This window comes from Rhizobium sp. 01L419 (assembly GCF_056400025.1).
Genome location: NZ_JBFTSM010000003.1, coordinates 537,196 through 563,132, shown reverse-complemented (window position 1 = coordinate 563,132; position 25,937 = coordinate 537,196). Strand labels below are relative to the sequence as shown.

At 60.2% G+C, this 25,937-nt stretch carries 24 protein-coding genes and 1 tRNA gene; 13 read left to right on the top strand and 12 right to left on the bottom strand.

The features are described 5' to 3' along the window. Complete coding sequence (locus AC1DUP_RS09790) at window positions 1-876, top strand: phosphotransferase (protein WP_477832539.1); 876 nt, start codon at window positions 1-3, stop codon at window positions 874-876. Further along, window positions 877-3,327, top strand: coding sequence for a GcvT family protein (locus AC1DUP_RS09785; protein ID WP_477832538.1), 2,451 nt, complete (start codon window positions 877-879; stop codon window positions 3,325-3,327). Window positions 3,328-3,408: 81 nt separating this feature from the next. On the opposite strand, the gene AC1DUP_RS09780 is transcribed toward AC1DUP_RS09785, so the two are convergent. Next, a complete protein-coding gene (locus AC1DUP_RS09780) occupies window positions 3,409-4,866 on the bottom strand; it encodes a mannitol dehydrogenase family protein (RefSeq protein ID WP_477832537.1) in 1,458 nt (485 codons plus the stop codon). Beyond that, window positions 4,863-6,278, bottom strand: a complete 1,416-nt coding sequence (uxaC, locus tag AC1DUP_RS09775) for a glucuronate isomerase (RefSeq protein WP_477832536.1) — start codon at window positions 6,276-6,278, stop codon at window positions 4,863-4,865. The genes AC1DUP_RS09780 and uxaC overlap by 4 nt, the downstream gene beginning before the upstream one ends. A 170-nt stretch (window positions 6,279-6,448) precedes the next feature. Between uxaC and AC1DUP_RS09770 the strand changes: the two genes are divergently transcribed. The 3 genes from AC1DUP_RS09770 to AC1DUP_RS09760 all read left to right on the top strand — a co-directional run bounded on the left by AC1DUP_RS09770 (window position 6,449) and on the right by AC1DUP_RS09760 (window position 9,155). Beyond that, window positions 6,449-6,658 carry a SlyX family protein gene (locus AC1DUP_RS09770; RefSeq protein WP_113298063.1) on the top strand — a complete coding sequence of 70 codons (210 nt, stop codon included), beginning with the start codon at window positions 6,449-6,451 and terminating at the stop codon, window positions 6,656-6,658. A 110-nt stretch (window positions 6,659-6,768) separates the two neighbouring features. Beyond that, window positions 6,769-7,395 carry a ribonuclease D gene (locus AC1DUP_RS09765; RefSeq protein ID WP_113298064.1) on the top strand — a complete coding sequence of 209 codons (627 nt, stop codon included), beginning with the start codon at window positions 6,769-6,771 and terminating at the stop codon, window positions 7,393-7,395. Window positions 7,396-7,622: 227 nt separating this feature from the next. Next, the gene (locus AC1DUP_RS09760; protein ID WP_477832535.1) at window positions 7,623-9,155 is read left to right on the top strand and encodes a hypothetical protein; all 1,533 of its coding nucleotides are present in this window, start codon (window positions 7,623-7,625) and stop codon (window positions 9,153-9,155) included. 76 nt (window positions 9,156-9,231) lie between these two features. Here the strand turns inward: AC1DUP_RS09760 and rpsA are convergent, their stop codons facing one another. The 4 genes from rpsA to aroA all read right to left on the bottom strand — a co-directional run bounded on the left by rpsA (window position 9,232) and on the right by aroA (window position 13,755). Next, window positions 9,232-10,932, bottom strand: coding sequence for a 30S ribosomal protein S1 (gene rpsA / locus AC1DUP_RS09755; protein ID WP_113298065.1), 1,701 nt, complete (start codon window positions 10,930-10,932; stop codon window positions 9,232-9,234). A 178-nt stretch (window positions 10,933-11,110) separates the two neighbouring features. Further along, window positions 11,111-11,755 carry a (d)CMP kinase gene (gene cmk / locus AC1DUP_RS09750; RefSeq protein WP_477832534.1) on the bottom strand — a complete coding sequence of 215 codons (645 nt, stop codon included), beginning with the start codon at window positions 11,753-11,755 and terminating at the stop codon, window positions 11,111-11,113. A 4-nt stretch (window positions 11,756-11,759) separates the two neighbouring features. Next, a complete protein-coding gene (locus AC1DUP_RS09745; RefSeq protein ID WP_477832533.1) occupies window positions 11,760-12,401 on the bottom strand; it encodes an FMN-binding negative transcriptional regulator in 642 nt (213 codons plus the stop codon). Window positions 12,402-12,408: 7 nt separating this feature from the next. Next, a complete protein-coding gene (gene aroA, locus AC1DUP_RS09740) occupies window positions 12,409-13,755 on the bottom strand; it encodes a 3-phosphoshikimate 1-carboxyvinyltransferase (protein WP_477832532.1) in 1,347 nt (448 codons plus the stop codon). Between the two features lie 275 nt (window positions 13,756-14,030). Between aroA and AC1DUP_RS09735 the strand changes: the two genes are divergently transcribed. From AC1DUP_RS09735 to AC1DUP_RS09720, 4 genes are all read left to right on the top strand, one after another. Then, the gene (locus AC1DUP_RS09735; RefSeq protein ID WP_113298069.1) at window positions 14,031-14,411 is read left to right on the top strand and encodes a TIGR02300 family protein; all 381 of its coding nucleotides are present in this window, start codon (window positions 14,031-14,033) and stop codon (window positions 14,409-14,411) included. Window positions 14,412-14,559: 148 nt separating this feature from the next. After that, window positions 14,560-14,635: transfer RNA gene (locus AC1DUP_RS09730), tRNA-Ala, on the top strand. Window positions 14,636-14,787: 152 nt separating this feature from the next. Beyond that, a complete protein-coding gene (locus tag AC1DUP_RS09725; protein ID WP_477832531.1) occupies window positions 14,788-15,510 on the top strand; it encodes a YoaK family protein in 723 nt (240 codons plus the stop codon). 67 nt (window positions 15,511-15,577) lie between these two features. Continuing rightward, the gene (locus tag AC1DUP_RS09720; RefSeq protein ID WP_113507288.1) at window positions 15,578-16,366 is read left to right on the top strand and encodes a YdcF family protein; all 789 of its coding nucleotides are present in this window, start codon (window positions 15,578-15,580) and stop codon (window positions 16,364-16,366) included. 3 nt (window positions 16,367-16,369) lie between these two features. On the opposite strand, the gene AC1DUP_RS09715 is transcribed toward AC1DUP_RS09720, so the two are convergent. Beyond that, complete coding sequence (locus AC1DUP_RS09715) at window positions 16,370-16,879, bottom strand: hypothetical protein (RefSeq protein ID WP_113307165.1); 510 nt, start codon at window positions 16,877-16,879, stop codon at window positions 16,370-16,372. A 74-nt stretch (window positions 16,880-16,953) separates the two neighbouring features. Between AC1DUP_RS09715 and AC1DUP_RS09710 the strand changes: the two genes are divergently transcribed. Next, complete coding sequence (locus tag AC1DUP_RS09710; protein WP_007814141.1) at window positions 16,954-17,589, top strand: trimeric intracellular cation channel family protein; 636 nt, start codon at window positions 16,954-16,956, stop codon at window positions 17,587-17,589. A 3-nt stretch (window positions 17,590-17,592) separates the two neighbouring features. Here AC1DUP_RS09710 and irrA read toward each other — a convergent pair whose 3' ends face one another. After that, window positions 17,593-18,012 carry an iron response transcriptional regulator IrrA gene (gene irrA / locus AC1DUP_RS09705; protein ID WP_477832530.1) on the bottom strand — a complete coding sequence of 140 codons (420 nt, stop codon included), beginning with the start codon at window positions 18,010-18,012 and terminating at the stop codon, window positions 17,593-17,595. A 302-nt stretch (window positions 18,013-18,314) separates the two neighbouring features. Between irrA and fabA the strand changes: the two genes are divergently transcribed. Genes fabA through fabI form a run of 3 tightly spaced genes read left to right on the top strand, consistent with a single transcriptional unit; the run spans window position 18,315 to window position 20,919 of the window. Beyond that, window positions 18,315-18,830, top strand: coding sequence for a 3-hydroxyacyl-[acyl-carrier-protein] dehydratase FabA (gene fabA, locus AC1DUP_RS09700; protein ID WP_477832529.1), 516 nt, complete (start codon window positions 18,315-18,317; stop codon window positions 18,828-18,830). A gap of 45 nt (window positions 18,831-18,875) precedes the next feature. Then, window positions 18,876-20,108, top strand: a complete 1,233-nt coding sequence (gene fabB, locus AC1DUP_RS09695; RefSeq protein WP_113298090.1) for a beta-ketoacyl-ACP synthase I — start codon at window positions 18,876-18,878, stop codon at window positions 20,106-20,108. Between the two features lie 4 nt (window positions 20,109-20,112). After that, window positions 20,113-20,919, top strand: coding sequence for an enoyl-ACP reductase FabI (gene fabI / locus AC1DUP_RS09690; protein ID WP_113307167.1), 807 nt, complete (start codon window positions 20,113-20,115; stop codon window positions 20,917-20,919). Between the two features lie 45 nt (window positions 20,920-20,964). Here the strand turns inward: fabI and AC1DUP_RS09685 are convergent, their stop codons facing one another. From AC1DUP_RS09685 to AC1DUP_RS09670, 4 genes are all read right to left on the bottom strand, one after another. Continuing rightward, window positions 20,965-21,981 (bottom strand): class I SAM-dependent methyltransferase, encoded by a 1,017-nt coding sequence (locus AC1DUP_RS09685; RefSeq protein WP_477832528.1) that lies wholly within the window; start codon window positions 21,979-21,981, stop codon window positions 20,965-20,967. A 133-nt stretch (window positions 21,982-22,114) separates the two neighbouring features. Further along, the gene (pnp, locus tag AC1DUP_RS09680) at window positions 22,115-24,265 is read right to left on the bottom strand and encodes a polyribonucleotide nucleotidyltransferase (RefSeq protein WP_477832527.1); all 2,151 of its coding nucleotides are present in this window, start codon (window positions 24,263-24,265) and stop codon (window positions 22,115-22,117) included. 331 nt (window positions 24,266-24,596) lie between these two features. After that, on the bottom strand, window positions 24,597-24,866 hold the full coding sequence (gene rpsO / locus AC1DUP_RS09675; protein WP_113298094.1) for a 30S ribosomal protein S15: 270 nt from the start codon (window positions 24,864-24,866) through the stop codon (window positions 24,597-24,599). 153 nt (window positions 24,867-25,019) lie between these two features. After that, window positions 25,020-25,871: an alpha/beta fold hydrolase gene (locus tag AC1DUP_RS09670; protein ID WP_477832526.1), complete on the bottom strand. Its 852-nt coding sequence runs from the start codon at window positions 25,869-25,871 to the stop codon at window positions 25,020-25,022. Window positions 25,872-25,937 lie beyond the last annotated feature (66 nt).

The following is a 25,937-nucleotide window of genomic DNA, read 5'->3' as shown; positions in this document are numbered from 1 at the left end:
GTGACGCCTGAAGAGAGGATTCATGCGCTTGGCATCTGGCAGGGCCCGATCGACATAGTCCCGATCACCGGCGGCCTCACCAACCGGAACTACCTGGTGAGAGATGGTGCGCTGCGGCGGGTCGTCCGCCTGGGCAACGATATTCCGGTCCATCATATCAACAGGCAGAACGAGCTTGCCGCAAGCCGCGCCGCACATGCGGCCGGCATCTCGCCTGCCGTTATCCATCACGTGCCGGGTGTGCTGGTTCTTGATTTTATCGACGCCGCGCCGCTATCGCCCGGCGATGTGAGCAAGCCGGAAACGCTTGCTCGCCTCATTCCGTTGATCCGCACCTGCCATTACGACATGGCCCGCCATTTTCGCGGTCAGGCGATGATCTTCTGGGTCTTCCACGTGATCCGCGACTATGTCGCAAACCTGAAGGCAGCAAACACCATTTATGCGCCATTGCTGGATGGCTTGCTGGGGAAAGCCGAGTATCTCGAAGAAGCTGCGGGGCCCTTCGAGATCGCCTTCGGTCATAACGACCTGCTCGCTGCCAATTTCCTGGATGATGGCAAACGGCTCTGGCTGATTGACTGGGACTATGCCGGCTTCAACACGCCGCTCTTCGATCTCGGTGGTCTCGCTTCCAACAGCGAGTTTTCCGGGGAGGCGGAGTGGCTCATGCTGGAGACCTATTTCGAGCGACCGCTGACGGATGATCTGCGCCGCCGCTACCAGGCTATGAAATGCGCCTCGCTGCTGCGCGAGACGCTGTGGAGCATGATCTCCGAAATCCATTCGGCCATCGATTTCGACTACGCAACCTATACGGCCGAAAATCTTAGCCGTTTTGAGCGCGCCTATCGGGCATTTGAACAGGATCATTGAATGACGAAGGAATTACCGAAGACGGCAAAGGCCGTGGTCATCGGCGGCGGCATCATCGGCTGCTCCACCGCCTATCATCTGGCAAAACTCGGCTGGACCGATACAGTGCTCCTGGAACGCAAGAAGCTGACATCAGGCACCACGTTCCACGCCGCGGGCCTCGTCGGCCAGTTGCGCACCAGCGCCAATATCACCCAGCTTCTCGGGTACTCCGTCGATCTCTACAAGAAGCTGGAAGCCGAGACAGGCCTCGGCACAGGCTGGAAGATGAATGGCGGCTTGCGGCTGGCCTGCAATCAGGAGCGCTGGACAGAGGTCAAACGCCAGGCGACGACGGCCCAATCCTTCGGCCTCGAAATGCATATCCTGAGCCCGCAGGAAGCTTTCGATCTGTGGCCACTGATGACAACAGACGATCTCGTTGGTGCTGCTTACTTGCCGACGGATGGCCAGGCCAATCCGTCTGACATCACACAAGCTCTCGCCAGGGGCGCCCGCATGGCTGGCGCGACGATCTTCGAGGATACCGAAGTTCTCGATCTCGAAATCGACAAGGGCAGGATCCGCGCCGTCATTACCGCGCAAGGCCGCATCGAATGCGAGCGCGTCGTGGTCTGCGCCGGCCAATGGACGCGCAGCTTCGCCAGCCGCTTCGGCGTCAACGTGCCGTTGGTGTCAGTTGAGCATCAATACATCATCACCGAATCCTTCGGCGTGCCCTCCAATCTGCCGACGCTGCGCGATCCCGATCGCCTGACCTACTACAAGGAGGAGGTCGGCGGCATCGTCATGGGCGGTTATGAGCCGAATCCGATTGGCTGGGCCCTGGACGGCATTCCTGAGGGTTTCCACTACACCCTCCTTGACAGCAATTTCGACCATTTCGAGCAGATCATGGAACAGGCGCTCGGCCGCGTGCCGGCGCTCGAAAATGCCGGCATCAAGCAGCTTCTGAACGGGCCGGAGAGTTTCACACCCGACGGCAATTTCATCCTCGGCGAGGCACCGGAATTGAAGAACTTCTTCGTCGGTGCCGGCTTCAATGCATTCGGCATCGCATCGGCCGGTGGTGCCGGTATGGCGCTCGCCGAATGGGTCACGAAGGGCGAGCCGCCCTATGATCTCTGGCCGGTCGATATCCGCCGCTTCGGCCGCCCGCACTTCGATACGGACTGGGTCCGCACCCGCACGCTCGAGGCCTATGGCAAGCACTACACGCCGGCATTCCCCCTTGAGGAATATACAAGCGGCCGCCCTTGCCGGAAGTCGCCGCTTTACGAGAGGCTGAAGGCGCAGGGCGCGAGCTTCGGCGAGAAACTCGGCTGGGAGCGGCCGAACTGGTTTGCCGATCTCTTCGCCAACGAAGAGCCCCGGGATATCTATACCTATGGCCGCCAGAACTGGTTCGATGCCGTCGGCCGCGAACACAAGGCGGTGCGCGAGGCGGCCGTCATTTTCGACCAGACCTCCTTTGCCAAATTCATGCTGAAGGGCAGGGATGCCGAAGCGGCGCTGTCTTGGCTTGCGGCCAACGATGTTGCAAAGCCCGTCGGTTCGCTGATCTACACGCAGATGCTGAACGACAAGGGCGGCATCGAATGCGACCTCACCTGCGCCCGCATCGCCGAAAACGAATATTACATCGTCACAGGCACCGGTTTTGCCACGCATGATTTCGACTGGATCTCGCGCAACATCCCCGACGGTCTCCACGCCGAACTCGTTGACGTTACCTCCGCCTATACCGTGCTCTCGCTGATGGGGCCGAATTCCCGTTCCATTCTGGAGAAGGTCACGACCAGCGACGTCTCAAACGCCGCCTTCCCCTTCGGTCGCGTCAAGACCATCGGCATTGCCGGCTGCCCCGTCCGGGCGCTGCGCATCACCTATGTCGGCGAACTCGGTTACGAACTGCATGTGCCGATCGAGTATGCGACCACAGTCTATGACGCACTGATGGCGACGGACGGACAGTTCGGCCTCGTCAACGCTGGTTACCGCGCCATCGAGAGCTGCCGCCTGGAAAAGGGTTATCGCGCCTGGGGTTCCGACATCGGCCCCGATCACACGCCTGTTGAAGCTGGTCTCGGTTGGGCGGTGAAGACGCGGAAGAACATGCCCTTCAAGGGTCGTGAAGCGATCGAACGTCAGCTTGAAGGTGGCGTGAAGAAGATACTTGCCTGCTTCGTACCCGATGACCCTGATATCGTCCTGCTCGGACGTGAAACCATCTATCGCGACGACAAGCGCGTTGGCTGGCTCTCCAGCGGCGGCTTTGGCTACACCATCGGCAAGCCGATCGGTTACGGCTATGTCCGTAACCCTGACGGGGTGACGGAGGATTTCGTCCTGTCCGGCACTTATGAGCTGGATGTCGCCCGCAAACGGGTGCCCTGCAAGATCTCGTTGAAGCCGCTCTATGACCCCGAAATGGAACGGGTAAAGGTTTAAAACGGCCGCGACGGAGCCGATTCCTTTCATATGTCCTCATCCCCGAGACAGTCACAGGGATGAGAAAGGGTCGCTACCCCTTCAATAGAGGGGCAGCCTGTCGTCCTGGATCAGGATCTCCAGCTTGTTCGTCACATCATCGGTCCAGGCGATGTTTTCGGTAAGCGCCTTCGGGAACAGCCCCGGCAGGTCGAGCAGTGCTTTCGAAACTGCCTCGCCGTTGCGCGGCACACCGTCGAGAAGTGCTGCAATCTCCCCCGCCCGCGGATCACGCAACTCGTAGCGTTCGCCCTTGCGGTCGACCCCAATGGCGTAGCGCATCCACGCCGCAACGGCGATTGCATAGGTTTCGGCCTTGCTGCCTTTGGCCAGCGCTTCCGTCGCCGGCTCCAGCAGGCGCTGCGGCAGCTTCTGCGTGCCGTCCATGGCAATCTGATAGGTGCGGTGCGCGATAGCCTTGTTTGCAAAGCGCGCTATCAATTCGTCCGCATAGGCGTCAAGATCGATGCCTGGAACCGGATCGAGCGTTGCCGCCGCCGCATTCATGTGCCGACGGGCAAGGGCGGCAAGCCCTGCATCACCCATCACATCGCGGATAAATTCATAGCCTGCTATATAACCGAGATAGGCGAGCAGCGAATGCGCACCATTCAGCATACGCAACTTCATCTTCTCATAGGCCGAGACTTCCTCGACCATCAGCGCGCCGTGAACCTTCTCCCAGGCCGGCCGGCCATTGGCGAAATGGTCTTCGATCACCCATTGGGTAAAGGGTTCCGTCTCGATCGCCGCCATATCCGTGCGGCCCGTCAGCCGCTTGGCATCGGCGTAGGTCGCATCGGTGCTTGCCGGCGTGATGCGGTCGACCATTGTCGAAGGGAAGGGCACGTTCGCCTCGATCCATCGATGCAGATCGGTATCTATGCGGGAGGTGAATTCCAGCACGAGGCGCTTCAGCACGGCACCGTTGCTTGGCAGGTTGTCGCAGCTCAGTGGCGTAAAGGGTGCGATGCCCTTCTGCCGGCGGCGTGCAAGGCCTTCCACCAGATAGCCAATGACGCCACGCGGCGAATGCCGATTGGCAAGGTCGGCGACAATATCGGGGTGCTTGAGGTCGAGGCCGCCCGTTGCCGGATCGAAACCATAGGCCTTTTCCGTCACCGTCATGCTGACGATGCGGATATCAGGGTCTTCAAGCCGCGCCAGAAGGCCTGCTGGATCACGCGGCGCCACATGTGTTTTCAGGATAGAGCCGATCACCTGCGCCGTCGTACCCGAGGTGTCCCGGATCAGCGCCGTATAGAGCCCGTTCTGGGCGCTCAGATTGTCCGCAACATCAGGCGTGCGCAGGCTTGCTACCTCGATGCCCCAATCGCCGCCGGCAGCTGCCAGCGCGCCATCCGTGAAGGGCGCGAAATGAGCGCGGAAGAAGGCACCTGGGCCGAGATGCAGGATGCCGGCTTTCAGCGCATTCCGGTCATAGGCAGGAAGCTTCGCAGTTGGCGCAAGGCCGGTCACGTTCTGCAGTCTGTCGCTCACAGCTTATAGGCCTTCTTTGCATTGTCATAGGAAAGCTCGCGCGCGACGATCTCGGCTTCCTTCCTGGAAATCCGGTGTTCGACAGCAAGCTGCGCCAGGAAACGGCAGATCTCGCGCCGCCAGACGTCGTGGCGCGCGGGGATCGATAGCAGGGCGCGGGTATCGTCGTTAAAGCCGGCGAGATTGGCAAAGCCGGCCGTCTCCACCACCTGATCGAGATAACGGCGGATGCCAAGCGGGCTATCGTGGAACCACCAGGGCGGGCCGATCATCAGGCAGGCCCAGTGGCCGGCCATCGGTGCCAGTTCGCGGGCATAAGTCGTCTCGTCGAGCGTGAAGAGCAGGATGCGCAGATCAGGCGCATGGCCGTATTTCGAAAGCAGGGCGTTGAGGCCGCCGACCCAGTCGGTGCGCGTCGGAATATCCGCGCCCATGTTCGGTCCGCGGGTTTCGAAAAGCTCGCGGTCGGTATTGCGGCGCGAACCGGCATGGATCTGCATCACCATGCCGTCTTCGGCAGAGAGGCCGGCCATTTCCGTCATCATCTGCCCGCGGAAAAGTTCCGCATCGGCGGCTGAAAGCGGGCCACTAAGCGCCTTGTCGAGTAGCGCCTGCTTCTCGGTAAGCGGCAGATCGGTCGTAAAGGCACTCGGCACGCCATGGTCGGTCGCCGTCGCGCCAAACTGGCGAAAATAGGCGCGCCGCTTGCGATGGGCCTCGATCAGCCCATCCCACCTGGTAATGTCGCAGCCGGTGATCTCGCCGAACTTGACAAGGTTGTCGCGGAAGCCGACGGCATCAGGATCGGTGACGCTATCGGGTCGGTAGGTGGTCCGCACTTTGCCGATCCAGCCGTCCGCCGCCATCTTCTGATGATGGGGAAGCGGATCGAGCGCGCCCTCGGTAGTGGCGATCGTCTCGATGCCGAAGCGCTGATGCAGTGCCCGCGGCCTGAACTCAGGAAGTTTCAGCTGCGCATTGATATGATCGTAGAGCGCATCGGCATTCTCAGACGTCAGCGGCTCTGTGCAGCCTAGCACGGCCGACATGGCATGATCGACCCAGAGGCTCGACGGCGTTCCGCGGAAAAGATGGTATCTGGAGGCGAAAGCACGCCAGATATCCCGGCCGCTCGCCACCGGCTTGCCGTCAAGCCGTGGCACGCCGAGCTCGTCGAGTTTGGTGCCGGTGCTGTGCAGCATGCGGAAGAGATAATGGTCGGGAATGACGAGCAGCGAAGCGGCGTCTTCGAAGGCCTTGTCGTCTGCGAACCAGGATGGTTCGGTATGCCCGTGCGGGCTGACGATTGGAAGACCGCGCACCGTCTCGTAGAGATCGCGCGCTATTGTCCGCGTTGCCGGATCGGCGGGAAAGAGCCGGTCCGGATGAAGAAAGCCATTGCCTACATCCATCAGTTTTCCTCCCATATGGATATCGGCCTACCCCACATCATGAGGCGCGGCAAGGCCTTTTGGTAACCAAACGGTTCACTTTCGGAATCCTTTGCTTTGACCCTCGAAACCATTGACGCCCCGGCCTATTTCGGCTTTGGAATGCCACCTGATATCAGGGGAGAAAACCGATGTCCGACGAGGCAGCCCGCATTACCAGACTGGAAGAAATGCTGGCCCACCAGGCAAAGACGATCGATGAGCTTTCCGATCAGCTTGCCGAACAATGGAAGGTCATGGAGCAGACGCGCGCCAAGCTTGACCGATTGACTGAGCGCTTCCTGAGCCTGGAGGAACAGTCGCTGGAGGCGCCGGCGATCACCAGGCCACCGCACTATTGAACGGACGACGCGCCGCCGCCTGATAGCTGGCCCGCAGCAGGAAAAGCGGTTTCGCGCTTCCGCCCTTTGCGATATAGCCCGGAAAGACGAAGCTGAACGAGAGACATCCCATGGCGGCCACCATCCGTTATCACCAAGGCGATATTTCCGCGGCGGATGCCGCCCGTTACACCGGGGCAATCGCGATCGATACCGAAACGCTCGGCCTCGTGCCGCGCCGGGATCGGCTCTGCGTCGTGCAGCTTTCGCCGGGTGACGGCTCTGCGGACGTGATCCGTATTGCGGCTGGTCAGAAGGAAGCTCCGAACCTGGTCGCGCTGCTTGCCGACCCGACACACCAGAAGATCTTTCACTACGGCCGTTTCGACATCGCCGTGCTGTTCCATACGTTCGGTGTCACCACGACGCCGGTCTTCTGCACGAAGATCGCCTCGCGCCTGACCCGTACCTACACGGATCGCCACGGCCTGAAGGATAATCTCAAGGAGATGCTCGAAGTCGATATCTCCAAGGCGCAGCAATCCTCCGACTGGGCTGCCGAAACACTTTCACAGGCGCAGCTCGAATACGCCGCCTCCGACGTGCTCTATCTGCATGCGCTGCGTGACAAGCTCAATCAGCGCCTCATTCGTGACGGCCGTCTGGAGCATGCGACGGCCTGCTTCGAATTCCTGCCGACACGAGCCAAGCTCGATCTTCTCGGCTGGGAAGAGGCGGATATCTTTGCCCATAGCTGAGTCAGCATTTCATTGGAAATGCTGACTGGCCCGCGGATAACACGTCCGCGGTCGTTAGCTATTCGTTAAGGGATTTTCAGTAACATTATCATTAATTTTTATGCATTCGACGGCGCAAAAAGTGCGCCGGTGCGGACAGGAGGATCTGCCAGGATGCAAGGGGCCGGATGAGCGCGGTCTCTTTGTAAAACCTGCTTTCATAGCCACTTTGCGAAAGGAGCATGCCTGTGTTGTCTCCCGTTCGTTCAGCGTCCAATGCAAGTCTTTCTTCTCAGGGCCAGACGGCGGCAATCGTTGCCGGCGGCCTCGGCCGGTCGGTGGTCGCCCCCACCCCGGTGAATGCAGTTGAAGCAGCCGACCTCAATGCCGCGATTGCCGGCAAGCTCAATATCCTGCTCATTGCCGCGCGCCAGCGCATGATTGAAGCGCTTCTCGACATCATCAATGCCACCGGGCGCACCATGTCCCTGCAGCGCGGCGAAGGTGAATCCGATCAGGCTTTTGCCACTCGTGTCGCCGAGGCCATCCGCCGCATGCCCGACGCCGCAATTGATGCGGTCGAACGCCAGCTTTCCGATGATGGCCACAGTCTGCCACTGAGGATGGTCGCCGCGGCCCTCAAGAATCCCACTGGTCCGGAAGCCGCACGTGTCATCTCCTATCTGGAGATCATCAGCCATAAGGACAGGGATCTCGCAGCCCGCGCCGTTGTCCGCTCTTATCGCCAGAATGATGGGGCGCCGCCGCGTATCGAGACGCGGCCGGAAATCCAGCTGCAGCAAGACAACCTGCCCACCGCACGCCAGCCCGCCGCAAAGCCGGCTGCGGGAATGCCTGATCTCGCCGAACAAACCGCTTCGGCAGAAGCACCTGTTGTCGGGGCGGTCGATCTAACCGTCGAGGACCAACAGACCGGCGGTCGGGGCCAGTCTGCGACGGTGATGCAAGAAACTTCGCCGCAGGCAGTCATGCTGCGAGAGACGGAAGAAGTCCAGCCTGCGCCGGCAGAGCAGGAAGTGGTCGAACCGGAACAGGTTAAAGCCGCTGAGCAGTCTCAGCCGGAACAGCAGGCAATCTCCGCCAAGGCCGATCCGGTTATCCCGCGCAACTGGACCGGTATCGTCAGCTCCATGACCGAGCAGGTTTCGCGGATGATCGCAACGATCATCCGCGAGCAGGAAGCCGCCGTCCTATTGACGGAGACCCCTGTCGAAGCCGCTGTCGAAATCGATGCGATGCTGGACGAGGCCGTCATCAGCGAGGCGACGGAGAGCCTGGTTCGAACGACCCCGGAAGATGTTCTCGAGCCTGCATCTGCCCAGGCCGCCCAGGCTTTTCGCCCGTCCCAGGCGGAGATCGCTGCTGTTGCCCAGACGGCGCGTCCCGCCCGCGAAATCGTCGCGCAGCCGCAAACGGTTCCCGTCGCAGTCGTCGAAACGCTCTCCTATGTTCCGCTCGCGGCCCGCATGCCGGAAGGCCTTCCCTACGCGCAAACCCCTTATCAGTTCGCCCGCGATGAGTATAAGGCGACCAAGGCGGACGAGCCTCCTCAGCGCCATCATGAAAATGGTGGCTCGCAGGATCAGCAGCAGCAGGCGCAATCCGGTCAGGGCGGCGACGAGCAGCAGGCCGGCGGGGAGGAAGCCCCGCGGGAGGAGCGGCGCCAGCCGAAAATGTTTGATCCCGATCCGTCTACTGCTCCGGCAACGGTCGCCGATCCGGTCTATGCCCTCTACCAGCGCATGGTCGGCTGGGAATAATTCCAGACATTCCCCTAAGACAAAAAACCCGCCGGATCGCTCCGGCGGGTTCTTATTTCAATGGATCAGCGAAGGATTATTCGCCGCGGTTCTTCAGAGCCGCGCCGAGGATGTCGCCGAGCGAAGCGCCCGAGTCGGACGAACCGAACTGAGCAACGGCTTCCTTCTCTTCCGCGATCTCCAGAGCCTTGATGGACAGCATGATCTTGCGGTCCTTCTTGGAGAAGTTGGTGACGCGGGCATCGACGGTCTGGCCGACCGAGAAGCGTTCCGGACGCTGTTCGTCGCGATCGCGAGCGAGATCGGCGCGACGGATGAAGGAAGTGATGTCCTCGTGGCTGACGAGCTTCACTTCGATACCGCCGTCGTTGACAGCGATGACTTCGCACGAAACGACAGCATTCTTGCGCAGGTCGCCGGAAGCAGCGGCTTCACCGACCGCATCCTTGCCGAGCTGCTTGATGCCGAGCGAGATGCGTTCCTTCTCGACATCGACGTCGAGAACGACAGCCTTGACGACGTCACCCTTGTTGAACTCCTCGATGACCTGTTCGCCCGGACGGTTCCAGTCGAGGTCGGAGAGGTGAACCATGCCGTCGACATCGCCGTCGAGGCCGATGAACAGGCCGAATTCGGTCTTGTTCTTGACTTCGCCTTCGACTTCAGTGCCGGCCGGATGGCTGCGGGCGAATGCTGCCCACGGGTTTTCCAGCGTCTGCTTGAGGCCGAGCGAAATACGGCGCTTGGACGGATCGACTTCGAGAACGACGACTTCGACTTCCTGGCTCGTGGACAGGATCTTGCCGGGGTGAACGTTCTTCTTGGTCCAGGACATTTCCGAGATGTGGATCAGGCCTTCGATGCCCGGCTCCAGCTCGACGAACGCACCGTAGTCGGTGATGTTCGTAACGGTACCGGAGATCTTCTTGCCTTCCGGATACTTGGCCTGGATGCCATCCCACGGATCGGACTCGAGCTGCTTCATGCCGAGCGAGATGCGGTGGGTTTCCTGGTTGATGCGGATGATCTGAACCTTGACCTGCTGGCCGATGTTCAGGATTTCCGACGGATGGTTCACACGGCGCCATGCCATGTCGGTGACGTGCAGCAGGCCGTCGATGCCGCCGAGGTCAACGAACGCACCGTAATCGGTGATGTTCTTGACGACGCCGTCAACAACCTGGCCTTCTTCGAGGTTCTGAACGATTTCAGAACGCTGCTCGGCACGGGATTCCTCCAGAACCGTACGGCGCGAAACCACGATGTTGCCGCGGCGCTTGTCCATCTTGAGGATTTCGAAGGGCTGCGGGTTGTGCATCAGCGGAGTAACGTCGCGGATCGGACGAATGTCGACCTGAGAACGCGGCAGGAAGGCGATCGCACCGTCGAGGTCGACCGTGAAGCCACCCTTGACCTGGTTGAAGATAACGCCTTCGACGCGCTCGCCAGCTTCGAACTTGGCTTCGAGCTTGACCCAGCTTTCTTCGCGGCGAGCCTTCTCGCGCGACAGAACTGCTTCGCCGAGCGCGTTTTCGATACGCTCAACGTAGACTTCGACTTCGTCGCCAACCTTGAGCTGGCCATCCTTGGCGCGAGCGCCGAATTCCTTGAGCGCGATGCGGCCTTCGACCTTCAGGCCGACGTCAACAACGGCGACATCCTTTTCGATGCCCGTGACGATACCCTTGGTAACATAACCTTCGGCCAGATCGTTCTTGGCAAAGGACTCTTCGAGAAGGGCCGCGAAATCCTCGCGAGAGGGAGTAGCTACTGACATAAAATCTCCTGCGTGGCCTTCGATAGCTTCAAGGCTCACGTATGCGCCGGTTGGTTCGAGTTAAATGGGCCTGAACCCAGTCCGCCCTCTTTTAAGAAGGCAATCCGGCGCTTGGACGGAATTTCAGGCTTGCTTTCGCATAAGCGTCCCGCGCACGAAGCACGGAAAATCGCTTGTCTTAGGCATTTCGGTTCAAAGCGGCGTCGATAAACGACTTTGCAGCTTGAAACGCGGCTTCTATACTCATTTCCGACGTGTCAAGCAAGTGCGCATCGACCGCCGGTTTCATCGGGCTGTCCGCCCTGTTCATGTCGCGATCGTCGCGTCGTTTGACGTCCTCGAAAATCGCATCGAAATTCGCCGAGCCACCCTTGCCGACGATCTCGTCGTAGCGGCGTCTGGCGCGAACCTCCGGCGATGCCGTCACGTAAAGTTTCACCGGTGCGCCAGGGCAGACGACAGTGCCGATATCGCGACCGTCGAGAACCGTTCCCGGCAACTTCCCGGAAAACCGCTGCTGCGCCTCGACCAGCGCCCGGCGAACCGCCGGCATCACGGCAATCTTCGAGGCGGCTTCGCCAATCTCGTGTCTCGAGAGTATATCGCGATCGAGCCCGGCCAGTTCAACCTCGCGCGCCATCTTTTCAGCAACCGTCTCGTCGTCGAGAGGCAGCCCGGCATCGATGAGCGCCTTGGCCGTCGCCCGGTAGGTGAGGCCGGTATCGAGGTGGTGGAAGCCGTATTGCTCCGCGATCCGGCGCGAAAGCGTGCCCTTGCCCGCCGCGGCCGGGCCGTCGATGGCGATGATAAAGCTGTCGGTCATCAGTTCATTCCGTGCCAAGGCCGCCGTAGCGGCGCACCAGTTCCTGCATTTCGGCCTGCTCTGCCATCTCGTCCAGGCCCTTGGCAACACCTTCGCGGTCGGCGATAGGTCGGTTCTGGCTCACCTTCCACTTGCCCTCGATCTCGGCGATCTCGATTTCGACGCCGATGATGCCCTTGAGTTGGGCACGGATGAAATCGTCAGGCGCATCACCGACCGACCAGGGCTTTGCGCGCTGGCCTTCCTGTTCGCAGGTAATTGCGTTGATCTGCGAAAGCAGCCAGCCTTCGTCCTCGATCACCCGGGCGGCCCCGCGCGCCTGCACGATCGCATAGTTCCAGGTCGGCACGACTTTGCCGGTCTCTGCTTTGGTCTTGTACCAGGATGGCGTGACATAGGAATTGGCGCCCTGGAAGACGGCAAGCACCGGCGCGCCGGCCGCGATATCGCGCCACTGCCCGTTCGCCCGTGCCAGATGCAGCCGCAGCATTCCCTTCTCAGAGGCCTCGGCATCGAGATGGAAGGGCACAGAATTGGCGATAAGCCCGGAATTGCCCGCCGTAATCAGCAGGCCAAGCGGATGGGCGCGGATCAGCGCATGCTGTATGCCAAGGTCTTCCTCGCGGAAATGTGGTGGCTGGTACATGTCAGGCCTACTCGATCTTCGCCCCAAGGCTCTCCATCAGAGCCATGAACTGCGGAAAGCTGGTTGCGATCATACTGCTGTCGTCAATGCCGACAGGATGCTCCGAAGCCAGCCCCATGACAAGGAAGCTCATGGCGACGCGATGGTCGAGATGTGTGCTTACCCGCTCACTTGCGGCACAACCGAGCCCCTTGCCATCCGGCCTGCCGGTGACGGAAAGCCAATCCTTGCCTTCCTCGCATTCGACGCCGTTGAGCTTCAGCCCTTCCGCGACGGCTGAGAGCCGGTCGGACTCCTTGACCCGCAGTTCCTGCAGGCCATTCATGACCGTCCGGCCCTTGGCGAAGGCGGCGGCGACGGCAAGAACCGGATATTCATCGATCATCGAAGGTGCCCGCCCTGCCGGCACGGTGACGCCGGTCAGCTCGGAATGGCGCGCGCGCAGATCAGCAACATCCTCGCCGCCCGTAAAGCGTGGATTGAGGATTTCGATATGGGCGCCCATTTCCTGCAGCGTCAGGATCAGCCCGGTTCTGGTCGGATTCATCAGCACATTGGAAATGGTGATGTCCGAGCCCGGCACCAGCAAAGCCGCGACGAGCGGGAAAGCGGCAGAGGAGGGATCGCCGGGTACGTCGATGGTCTGTCCGGTCAACTTGCCGCGGCCTTGCAGCCGGATCGTCCGCGTGCCGTGCGTGTCGGTCTCCACGGATAGGTCCGCGCCGAAGCCGATCAGCATCCTTTCCGTATGGTCGCGCGTAATCGCCGGCTCGATGACCGTCGTCACACCCGGTATATTGAGGCCGGCCAGCAATACCGCCGATTTCACCTGCGCGGAGGCCACGGGCAGGGTGTAGTGGATCGGAGCCGGCGTTTCAGGCCCACGCAGCATGACCGGTAGGCGGTCACCCTCCATGGCCTTCACCTGCACGCCCATCCTGCGCAAGGGATCGAGCACGCGGCCCATCGGCCGCCGAGAGAGCGAGGCGTCGCCGGTGAAGACTGTGTCGAAGTCGTAGACGCCAGCAAGGCCCATGGTCAGGCGCGCGCCGGTGCCGGCATTGCCGAAATCGAGCGGTACTTCAGGTGCAAGCAATGCGCCATTGCCTGTTCCGTTGATGATCCACGCGTCGCCATCCTGACGGATTATGGCGCCCATGGCCTGCATCGCCTTGCCGGTATTCAACACATCCTCGCCTTCGAGGAGCCCGGTGATGCGCGTTTCCCCCGATGCCAGTCCGCCGAGCATGAAAGCGCGATGCGAGATCGACTTGTCGCCCGGAATACGGACGGTTCCGGAAAGGCCGGAGGATTTGCGAGTGAGGGCCGGCTTCGATGCGAAACCCTGCGACATGGGTTAACCCTTTGCAAAGGCAATACATTCAGATCGCTTACGCCCCGGTTCCGGGGTGTTTTTCCGACCGGCCTTGCGGCAATCGCGGCTGGTTAGCACAAACTTGCCGAACGGTCATCCGGAATGGCCGCGAAAAGCCTGAAGTGCCCTATGAAGTTTAGCTTTGACATAGGAAGCCGTAGCGATTATGGGGACCGGCTTATAAATTCCGAATAGAACGCCGGTTTGACGGCATTTGCCGAATTTCTCATTCGGCCATTCTCACGAGGCTTATAGTGGCGAAAGCGGAACTTGGTACAAAGCGCACTGATCCGGAAACCGGCAAGAAGTTCTACGATCTGAACCGGGATCCGATCGTCTCCCCTTATACCGGCAAATCCTATCCCCTGTCCTTCTTCCAGGAAACCTCGGCACTCGCCGAAGTTCAGGATGATGACGAGGTTGCCGAAGTCGATACCGAAAACACCGAAGTCGAACTGGTTTCGCTTGAAGACGCCGATGATGCCGCTTCCGGCGACGATATCCCTGATATCGGCGACGACGATGTCGAAGTCGAAGGCGATGACGACGATACTTTCCTCGAAGTTGATGAAGATGACGAAGATGACGACATGAGCGACATCATCGGCGTCACCGGCGACGAAGACGAAGTCTGATCGGACGAATATCGGCCCGGATGACAAAAATATTCCGGGCCGGATTTTTTAGGCTTGCCATCTGCGAAAACCGCAAGTAATAAGCCGCCACTCCAGAGGAAACGCCTCCGGAGTATCCCAGGACCGGCGCAAGCTGGACCACCCTGATGGGGCTATAGCTCAGCTGGGAGAGCGCTTGCATGGCATGCAAGAGGTCAGCGGTTCGATCCCGCTTAGCTCCACCAAACTTCTCCGAATACATTTTAATGGGTATTTCAGGTCAGCATAACTGACATTTGTCAGCGATTGCTCAGTTGTCGGTTTGCCAACAGCTAAAAACGGGTTTTCATATCTGTCGTCGAAGCCTGCCGATTCGGGGCTTCCCGGACCAGAACCCATGACACGAGCAAGACGCCGCCGCATCATCAGAACCCGCAGGACCACAACCGGGCTGGCGCTGGTTGGCTCGATCTCCTTTCTGGCTGGAATGACGGATGCGACTGGCCTGCTTTTGACCGGCGACTTCGTTTCCTTCATGACCGGCAATACGACACGGGCGGCCCTTGCGCTGAGCAGTGGCGACATCAGGCATGCCGCCGTGCTCGTGTCGGCCATCATCGTCTTCGTGCTGGGAAATGCCGCCGGTATCGTCGTCGCTCACCGCGCCGTGCGGCGTATCTTCGTGGTGCTCTGCTGCGTCAGCCTCATGCTGGCGCTCGCCTCGATGATGACGCTGCAGGATCTGCTGATGCCACGCTTCTATTTGATCGTGCTTGCTATGGGCATGGTGAATGCCGCGGTCGAGCATATAGAGGGCCTGCCGATCGGTCTGACCTATGTGACCGGCGCGCTCTCGCGCTTCGGCCGCGGCATAGGCCGCTGGATCATCGGCGACCGGCGCCTCGACTGGACGATCCAGGTCGTGCCATGGGGCGGCATGGTGCTCGGCGCCATCAGCGGAGCTCTCATGACGCATCTTGTGGGCGCGCAGGCGCTGTGGCTGGTTTCCGTTTTCGCAATGGCGCTGGCGATTGCGGCCCTGTTCATTCCCCGCCCGCTGCAGCGGCGGTTCAATCAAAAGATCGCAACTCCCCAACCACATCCGGCGCGCGCCAGGTAACGGCAATCATTGCGATCGCTCTCGAATCGGGTAGGAAGGCCAGACGCTACCTGGCGAGGAGTTGAACGTGTTCGTATTTTCCAAGCTCGTCTGGATCTTTGGCCAGCCTCTGTCGCTGGCTTTTTTCTGCGCTCTGCTTGCCCTGATCGCCGGGCTATTGCGTTGGCGTATTTTCAGTGCACTCGGCGCAGCGGGGGCGGTCATCATCCTTTTCGTCACGCTCTTTACGACATCAGGCAACTATCTGCTGCAGGGGCTGGAGGAACGTTTCCCGAAGCCGGGCAGCGATCCTGACGACGTCAAATGCATGATCGTGCTCGGCGGCGCATTTGAGAACGACGTGAATACCGCTCGTCACGGGATCGAGTTCGCCGATGGTGCGGACCGCTTTATCGAAGCGCTACGTTTGGCGCAGAAATATCCGCAATCCCGCATCCTGGTGTCGGGTGGCGACGGGTCGCTCTCTGGAACCTATGAAGGGGACGCGGCCGCTTCCAAACGCTTCTTCCCGATCTTCGGCATCGGCAAAGAGCGTCTCGTCGAGGAAACGCAGTCGCGTACGACCTACGAAAACGCTGTTAACACCAGGGAATTTCTGGCGCAGCAGGGCCTCTCGAATTGCCTGCTGATCACCTCGGCCTTCCACATGCCGCGCTCGGTTGGCCTCTTCCGCAAACTCGGCATCGCTATCGTGCCTTGGCCAACGGATTATCGCACGACCGGCAATGTCAGCCTCGGCCTGGATTTTACCCAGCCGAGCTTGAACGCCCAAAACTTCGGGACCGCCCTTCGCGAATGGTACGGCCTCGTCGGTTACTACCTCGCCGGCCGCACCACGCTGCTCTTTCCGAGCTGAGGACTATTTCTTGGAAATGGTAACGAACTTCGTGCCGCGCACGCGGGTGGTGACTATGCACGGGTCGCCGCCGGTACGGTCGCAGAAGCGCGGGCTCATTTTCATGGCGAGTACCATGTTGCCGAAGCGCTGCACGAAGTCGTAGCCGAAGATCTGCGCGGTCGCGATCATGAAGTAGCCGCCTTCAGCCACCTGCAGATAGAAATTATAGGTGCAACCGTCTTCATTGCACTGCGGACCCTTCTGGCCGTCACAGGTGAGTTCGCCCTCGTTAATGACGACATCCATGAGCCCGTCATTATTGATATCCTGGCGGATGAGGAAGCCGTCACCGAAGGATGCTTCCGTGCACTTTTCCTGGAAATGCTTCTTCTCGTAGATCTCCGGGTCGGAGATCAGCGATTGCTGTGCAAAGGCCGCAACCGGCATGACCAGCAGCAAAATGACGTTCAGGAGTACGGGCAGCAGCTTCACGGCTTTCCTCTTATGGATAAAGGCTCTCTGGCCTTCCATTCTGTATGCGCCGCCTTGCGCCGCCCTTGCCGCAATGATTCAGTGTGCCTCGTTCCGCCGGTCTGGAGGCCTCGATGTCATTGCTCGTCTATCTCGATTACGCCGGCATTGCCCTCTTTGCCGCAACCGGCGCGCTGGCCGCCTCGCGCAAGCAGCTCGACCTGATCGGTTTCCTGTTTTTCGCGATCGTCACGGGGACGGGCGGCGGCACCGTGCGCGATATCATTCTCGGCCGCGTGCCGGTCTTCTGGGTCTTGAACCCTTTCTATATCGTCATCTGCTGTATTGCGGGTGTCGTCGTCTTCTTTACCGCCCATCTCCTGGAATCGCGCTATCGCCTCCTGATCTGGCTCGATGCGGTCGGTCTTGCCGCCTATTGCGTGCTCGGCGCCGCCAAGGGGCTGGCCGCCACCGGCTCGCCGACGATCGCCATTGTCACCGGTGCGCTCACGGCAACCTTTGGCGGCATCCTGCGTGATCTCCTGGCAAATGAACCGTCCGTGCTGCTGCGCCCGGAAATCTACGTGACGGCGGCCCTGGTGGGGTCTGGCGTCTTTACCGGCGTCAATGCGCTTGGCGCCGAGCTCTACATCGCATCGGCCTGCGGGGTCGCGGCAGCCTTCGCGGTGCGCGGCGGCGCCCTGTGGTTCGGCTGGACATTCCCGACCTACAAGCACATGCCCGGCCGGCATCCTGACGATGTGATGTGAAAATCAGCTCTGCTTCTGCCGTAGACGGATCACCACGTCGACATGGGCGATTTCCATGCCCTCGGGCGGCGACGGCAGATTGGCGATGGTCAAATTGCTGATCGGAATATCGAGCACCTCGTTTTCGCCTTCGACGAAAAAGTGATGGTGATCGGAGACATTGGTGTCGAAATAGGTCCTGGCGCTCTCGACGGCGAGAACGCGGATCAGGCCGGCTTCCGTGAACTGGTGAAGCGTATTGTAGATCGTCGCGAGCGACACCGGCACGCCGGCAGTAACCGCTTCCTCGTGCAGTTCTTCGACGGTCAAGTGCCGGTCGCCCTTGGCAAACAGGAGATCGCCAAGCGCAACGCGCTGGCGGGTGGGACGCAGGCCTGCACTGCGCAGCCTGACCTCAATGGCGATCGGGGCTTCACCCGTCATTAACACCAACTCCGGTTATTCTGGCGAAAAGCAATCATGTTTGTTCAAGCGATATAACTTTTGCGCAAAAGCCTTTCAATAGTTCAATGGGGACAAGAACCTTCGAAAGGCCGCAAAAACGGGCTTTTGACGCAATTAGGTCTGGTCGAGGCCTTGGCCTTCCTGTATGCGACCACCAAATACTGGCTCAAGCCGGGTCCGGAACCAAGAAATGAAGCCGCCATGCTTGCGCTTCATTTTCTGGTGAACTTGGACTAAAGACACACATCCATCGCCAAGAACGCGGGGGGAAACAGAGATTTATGACGACCAGACAGTCCAGCTACTCGTATGAAGAACTTATCGCCTGCGCACATGGCAAGCTCTTCGGGCCTGGCAATGCGCAGCTGCCTTTGCCGCCTATGCTGATGGTTCATCGGATCACGGACATTTCTGAAACAGGTGGCGCCTTCGACAAGGGCTATCTGCGAGCCGAATACGATGTTCGTGCCGACGACTGGTATTTCCCCTGCCATTTCGAAGGCAATCCCATCATGCCGGGCTGCCTCGGCCTTGACGGCATGTGGCAGTTGACCGGTTTCTATCTGGGTTGGCTCGGTGAACCGGGCCGCGGCATGGCCCTCTCGACGGGCGAAGTGAAGTTCAAGGGCATGGTCCGTCCGCATACGAAGCTGATTGAATACGGTATCGACTTCAAGCGTGTCATGCGCGGACGTCTGGTGCTCGGCACCGCCGACGGCTGGCTGAAGGCGGATGGCGAAACCATTTACCAGGCGACCGACCTTCGCGTCGGTCTCTCGAAAGATAAGACGGCCTAAAAACCGCATTTCGAGCGGCTCACGAAACAACAAGGGTTTGAGCAGATGAGACGGGTAGTTGTCACGGGTCTGGGTATCGTGTCTTCGATCGGAAACGACGCGGCCGAAGTCACCGAATCCTTGCGGCAGGCAAAGTCGGGTATTTCCTTCTCCAACGATTTCGCCGAGCACGGCTTCAAGTGCCAGGTCTGGGGCAGCCCCAAGCTCGGCTCGGAGAAACTGGCTGAACTGGTCGACCGCCGCGCCATGCGTTTCCTTTCGCAGGGCGGCGCCTGGAATCATGTGGCCATGAAGCAGGCGATTGCCGATTCCGGCCTGGAAGACAAAGACTACAGCGAAAACGAGCGCGTCGGCATCATCATGGGGTCCGGCGGCCCGTCAACGCGCACGCTCATCGAAGCGGCCGAGATCACCGTCAAGAACAACAGCCCGAAGCGCATCGGCCCCTTTGCCGTGCCGAAGGCCATGTCTTCGACCGCATCCGCGACGCTCGCCACCTGGTTCAAGATTCACGGCGTCAACTATTCGATCTCGTCTGCCTGCTCGACCTCTGCGCACTGCATCGGCAACGCCGTGGAAATGATCCAGTGGGGCAAGCAGGACATGATGTTTGCCGGCGGCCATGAAGATCTCGACTGGACGATGTCGAACCTCTTCGACGCCATGGGCGCCATGTCCTCCAAGTACAACGACACGCCGGATACCGCTTCCCGCGCCTACGACGTCAGCCGTGACGGTTTCGTCATCGCCGGCGGCGCCGGTGTGCTCGTCCTCGAGGAACTGGAACATGCCAAGGCGCGCGGTGCCAAGATCTATGCCGAAATCATCGGCTACGGCGCGACCTCCGACGGCTATGACATGGTCGCACCCTCGGGCGAAGGGGCCATTCGCTGCATGCGTCAGGCGCTGGCGACCGTGAAGGGCGATGTCGATTATATCAACACGCACGGCACGTCGACGCCGGTCGGCGACAGCAAGGAAATCGGCGCCATCCGTGAAGTTTTCGGCGACAAGATTCCGCATATTCAGTCCACCAAGTCACTGACGGGCCATTCGCTGGGAGCTGCCGGCGTTCAGGAATCGATCTATTCCCTGCTGATGATGCAGGAAGGCTTCGTCGGCGAAAGCGCGCATATCAAGGAACTCGATCCGGAATTCGAAGGCGTGCCGATCGTCCGCAAACGCATCGACAATGCGAAGATCGACATCGCTCTCTCCAATTCCTTCGGCTTCGGCGGCACCAACGCCACGCTCGTGTTCCAGCGCTATAACGGATAACAATATGACCGGAATCATGCAGGGTAAGCGCGGCCTCATCATGGGCGTCGCAAACAACCATTCTATCGCCTGGGGGATTTCGAAGGCGCTCGCTGCCCAGGGCGCGGAACTGGCTTTCACTTTCCAGGGCGATGCACTCGGCAAGCGCGTCAAGCCGCTTGCCGCCGAAGTCAATTCCGATTTTATTCTACCCTGCGATGTCGAGGATATTGCTTCGGTCGATACGGTCATCGACGCGCTCAAGGAGCGTTGGGGCAAGCTGGATTTCATCGTCCATGCCATCGGCTTTTCCGACAAGAACGAGCTGAAGGGCCTCTACGCCGATACGACGCGCGAGAACTTCAGCCGTACCATGGTTATTTCCTGTTTCTCCTTCACGGAGATCGCCAAGCGCTGCGCTCCGCTGATGGAAGATGGCGGCACCATGCTGACGCTGACCTATAACGGCTCCACGCGCGTCATTCCGAACTACAACGTCATGGGCGTCGCCAAGGCCGCTCTGGAAGCCTCCGTGCGCTATCTGGCGGCGGATTACGGCCAGCGCGGCATCCGCGTCAACGCCATTTCGGCAGGCCCGATCCGCACGCTCGCCGGCGCCGGTATTTCCGATGCCCGCGCGATCCTGTCGTGGAACCAGCGCAATGCGCCGCTGCGCAAGACCGTCACCATCGATCAGGTCGGCAGCTCCGCGCTGTACCTGCTTTCGGATCTCTCGACGGGTGTGACGGGCGAAATCCATTTCGTGGATGCAGGCTACAACATTACCTCCATGCCGACGCTGGAGACGCTGCGCAGGGCAGACGTCGAGTAAGGCCGACAAGGCTTAAAAAGAAAAGGCGGCCATCGGCCGCCTTTTTTATTTCCGTGCCCACAACACCTTGAAGCGGGCATTGCGGCAGGTCTCGCCGCTGTCCTTGAAATGCTCCGCAAGAACCGGTTCATACGGCAGGCCGCGATTGGCCACCAGCATGAGCCGTCCGCCGCCGCGCAGTGAAGAGGCGGCGGTCTTGATCATTGCCTGGCCGAGCGAAGGCTCGGCCGCGTGACCTTCATGGAAGGGCGGGTTCATGATGACGAGATCGTATTTATCCCGCACCGGCTCGCCCGCCACATCGTGCCAGAAGAAGCGTGTGGGCGCGTGCGGGCAGTTCTCCGCCAGATTGGCCTTGGCGGCCTCCAGGGCCTCGTAACTGGCTTCGTAGAGGTCGAGGCGGGCAAGGTTCGGAGACTTCTGCGCCATTTCAACGGAGAGATAGCCCCAGCCGGCGCCGAAATCAGCCACATCGCCGGTAAGATCGGTCGGCAGGCGTGAGGCGAGAAGCTGCGAACCGGCATCGAGCCGATCATGCGAGAACATGCCAGGCGAGGCAATGAAGCGTCCGTCGACGCGCACCGGCGACTTGCCGAACTTCGAAACGATCTCGCTGACATCGGCCGGCCGGCCGAACCAGAAGGCAACGCCATGATATTTCGGCATATGCTCGGTATCGAGGCCGAAACCTTCCACGCGCTTGCGCAACGGCTGGATACCGTCTTCCTTGCCGCCGGCGACGACGATCAGCCCGCCGGCCTTCACGCGGGAAAGGGCAGCGGCAATATTGGCCTCGTTTTCGCCCTTGTGCTTGTTGCAGAGCACAAGGCCCGCATCATAGTCTTCACCGTCGATCTCCGGCGTTGCCTCGACGCGTTGCGCCAGAAGCTGCCTGTAGAGCGGCTTGAAGCCCTGCACGGCAGCCAGAGACGCGGCAAAGCCCTCGGGCAGTACAAAGCCTGCCTCTGCGCCAAGGAAGAGCACACGCTCGCCTTCGCCGGGCGACGCTACTGTTTCGCTGGCAAAGGGGTGAAAAAGAGTTTTAAGCGTTTCGCGGCTCATGGTCTGGTCCCGTCATCTGGAGCAATTCCAGGGAAAGTGCGCGGCGGTTTTTGATCCGCAGTTGCGCAAAGGTCGAATACAAAAAGGGCGCGGAAACAGTCCCGCGCCCGAATATCAACGGAGAAGGCGCGGCTTATTCGGCCGCTTCATCCTTCTTCTTGTCGCCCTTTTCGGCAGCCGGGATTTCCTGGCCGTTGGCCTGGTCGACAACCTTCATGGACAGGCGAACCTTGCCGCGCTCGTCGAAGCCGAGCAGCTTGACCCAGACCTTGTCGCCTTCCTTGACGACATCCTGTGTCTTCGCGACACGCTCGGAAGCAAGCTGCGAGATGTGGACGAGACCGTCACGGGCGCCGAAGAAGTTGACGAAGGCGCCGAAGTCGGCGGTCTTGACAACAGTACCTTCGTAGATCTGGCCGATTTCCGGCTCGGCAACGATCGAGTGGATCCACTTGCGGGCGGCTTCGATTTCCTTGCCCGAGGAGGAGGCGATCTTGACGGTGCCGTCGTCCTCGATGTTGATCTTAGCGCCGGTCTTTTCGACGATTTCGCGGATGACCTTGCCACCCGAGCCGATGACTTCGCGGATCTTGTCGACCGGAATGTTCATGACTTCGATGCGCGGAGCGAATTCGCCGAGCTGGCCGCGGCTTTCGGTAATGGCCTTCGCCATTTCGCCGAGGATGTGGGCACGACCGCCCTGTGCCTGGCCAAGCGCGACCTTCATGATCTCTTCGGTGATACCGGCGATCTTGATGTCCATCTGCAGCGAGGTGATACCGTCGGCGGTACCCGCTACCTTGAAGTCCATGTCGCCGAGGTGGTCTTCGTCACCCAGAATGTCGGAAAGGACGGCGAAGCGGTCGCCTTCCAGGATCAGGCCCATGGCGATACCGGCAACCGGCTTGGCGAGCGGTACACCTGCATCCATCAGAGCGAGCGAGGTGCCGCAGACGGTAGCCATCGAGGACGAGCCGTTCGACTCGGTGATCTCGGAGACCACGCGCAGCGTGTAAGGGAACTGCTCAGGCGTCGGCAGTATCGGACGGATGGCACGCCATGCGAGCTTGCCATGGCCGATTTCACGGCGACCCGGGGAGCCCATGCGGCCGGTCTCACCAACCGAGTAGGGAGGGAAGTTGTAATGGAGCAGGAAGCGCTCCTTGTACATGCCCGTCAAGGAATCGACATACTGTTCGTCTTCGCCGGTGCCGAGCGTGGCAACGACGATCGCCTGCGTTTCACCGCGGGTGAAGAGTGCCGAACCATGTGTGCGCGGCAGGAGGCCGACTTCCGAAACGATCGGGCGAACGGTCGACAGGTCGCGACCGTCGATGCGGCTTTTGGTGTCGAGGATGTTCCAGCGAACGATCTTGGCCTGCAGGTGCTTGAAGACGGCGCCGATGACTTCGGCAGAGTACTTCGGCTCAACGCCTTCCGGGAAGAAGTGAGCCTTGACCTTTGCCTTGACGGCGTCGACGGCTGCGTAGCGGTCGGCCTTCTGGGTGATCTTGTAGCCTTCGCGCAGTTCAGCTTCGAAATGCTTGAGCATTTCGGCTTCCAGCTCGGAGTAGTCCTCCGGCTGGAAATCGCGGGGCTCCTTGGCAGCCACTTCAGCAAGCTTGATGATCGCGTCGAGAACCGGCTGGAAGCCCTTGTGGCCGAACATGACCGCGCCGAGCATGACTTCTTCGTTGAGTTCCTTGGCTTCGGATTCAACCATCAGAACGGCATCGTAGGTACCGGCAACGACGAGGTCGAGGGTCGACTCGTCCATTTCGTCGAGATGCGGGTTCAGAACATATTCGCCGTTGATGTAGCCGACGCGAGCACCGCCGACGGGACCCATGAAGGGAACGCCCGACAGCGTCAGGGCAGCCGAGGTGGCGATCATCGACAGGATGTCCGGATTGTTCTCAAGGTCATGCTGGACGACGGTGACGACGACCTGAGTGTCGTTCTTGTAGCCTTCCGGGAAGAGCGGGCGGATCGGACGGTCGATCAGGCGGGAAACGAGGGTTTCGTTTTCGCTTGGACGTCCCTCGCGCTTGAAGTAGCCGCCGGGGATCTTGCCGGCTGCGTAGGTCTTTTCCTGGTAGTTGACCGTCAGCGGGAAGAAGTCCTGGCCCGGCTTTGGCGCCTTGGCCGAAACGACGGTCGCAAGAACCACGGTTTCGCCATAGGTGGCGAGAACGGCGCCGTCAGCCTGGCGGGCGATCTTGCCGGTTTCGAGCTTGAGAGGGCGGCCGGCCCACTCGATTTCTACGGTATGTGTATCGAACATGTCTTGTCCTTCAATGCAGCCAACGCGCCGTCTCCAACTGGAGCAGCGCAGGGTCGACCGCAATTCAATGTGACGTATCACGGGCAAGACAACGGGAAGCTTTGAACGGCCGATTTCCTCAAGGAAACCGGGCCAAAGCTCTTGTGAAGCCTTGGCCGAAAGCATCCGGCAATCCTGCCCCATGACAGGTCAACGGTTGGTCTGGCAGATCCGGCCCATCCGGGTCCGCCGGTCTTCCATCGCGGGAAATAGTGCGCGGATGGAAGATTTCATCGGGTGCGTCGTCCCGAAATACATCCGGCGGACGCCCGGAAGCGCCCGCCGGAGAATTTTAGCGGCGAATACCCAGGCTGGTGATCAGCTTGGAGTAACGGCCTTCATCCTTCTTCTTGAGATAGTCAAGAAGCGAGCGGCGGGTCGAAACCATCGTCAGCAGGCCACGGCGGGAATGGTTATCCTTCTTGTGGTCCTTGAAATGGTCCGTCAGGTTATTGATGCGTTCTGTCAGGATCGCAACCTGGATTTCCGGAGAACCGGTATCACCTTCGACGGTTGCATATTCCTTGATCAGCGCAGTCTTGCGCTCAGCAGTGATCGACATCGGGGATCCTTTCGTAATAGGAGACTAGGTCGCCAAAAGCCGGGATGTCGTCCAGCTTTGGCCGTGAATGCAATCGGGGGATACCCCAGACGCTGGCGCTGCCTATAAACCAAATAAGCAGCGATGGAAAGAGGGGGCTTCCGTGGTGGCGGGTCAGCGCCCCGCCATGGAGTCTCGGATCATCGCATCATATCCCGCAGGATCCTGCAGCATGGCGAAATGGCTGGCATCCTTCAGGATGATGAGCTTTGCGCCAGGGATCTGTTTCGCCATCATCTCCGTGTGATCGAGCTTTACGGCCTCGTCATGGTCGCCGATGGCGAGCGTGACGGGTACCGTGATCTTCCCGAGGTCCGCGGCAGTCCAGGTGGGCTGCGTTGCCCACATTTCCGAGATCTGATTGACGAAGGCATCGTACTCGTTCGGGGTCGGCGATAGTTTCTTGTAATATTCGCCGGCGACGTTGATGTAGTCGGCGAACGTCTTGTTGTTCATGACGTCGGCCTTCACGCCGTCGGTCGTGACATTGGCCGCCTGGGCGATGACGCGGGTCAGCTTCTCCGGATTCTTCATCGCCATGTCGATGCCGATGATGCCGCCGTCCGACCAGCCGACCAGCGTAACCTTGCCGATCTTCAGATAGTCGAGAAGTGCCACATAATCCGATGTCATGAGGTCATAGCCGAAGGGCTGCTGGCTGCGCGTCGAACGCCCATGCCCGCGGCTGTCGGCAACGATAACAAGGTGGTCCTTGGCAAAATCGGCGACCTGATGGCCCCAGACATCGGCATTTCCCAAGCCGCCATGGATGAAGAGGATCGGGTCGCCCTCGCCATATTCGGCGAAATACATCTTGATGTCGTTCACATCGGTCATGCCGCTCGTCTTCGGCGTCGGCATGGGCGGGAAGGCCGGCAGTTCAGCCCAGCGCTCGGCAGATTGAGCACTGGCAACCGCCAGAAACAATGAAAAGAACGTCAGCATTCCGATTGTAATTCTGCGCATACTCTTCCCCTTTGACGGGCCTTCATGGCCCGCGGGAGAGCATATCGCATGGCTATCGGCTGACAA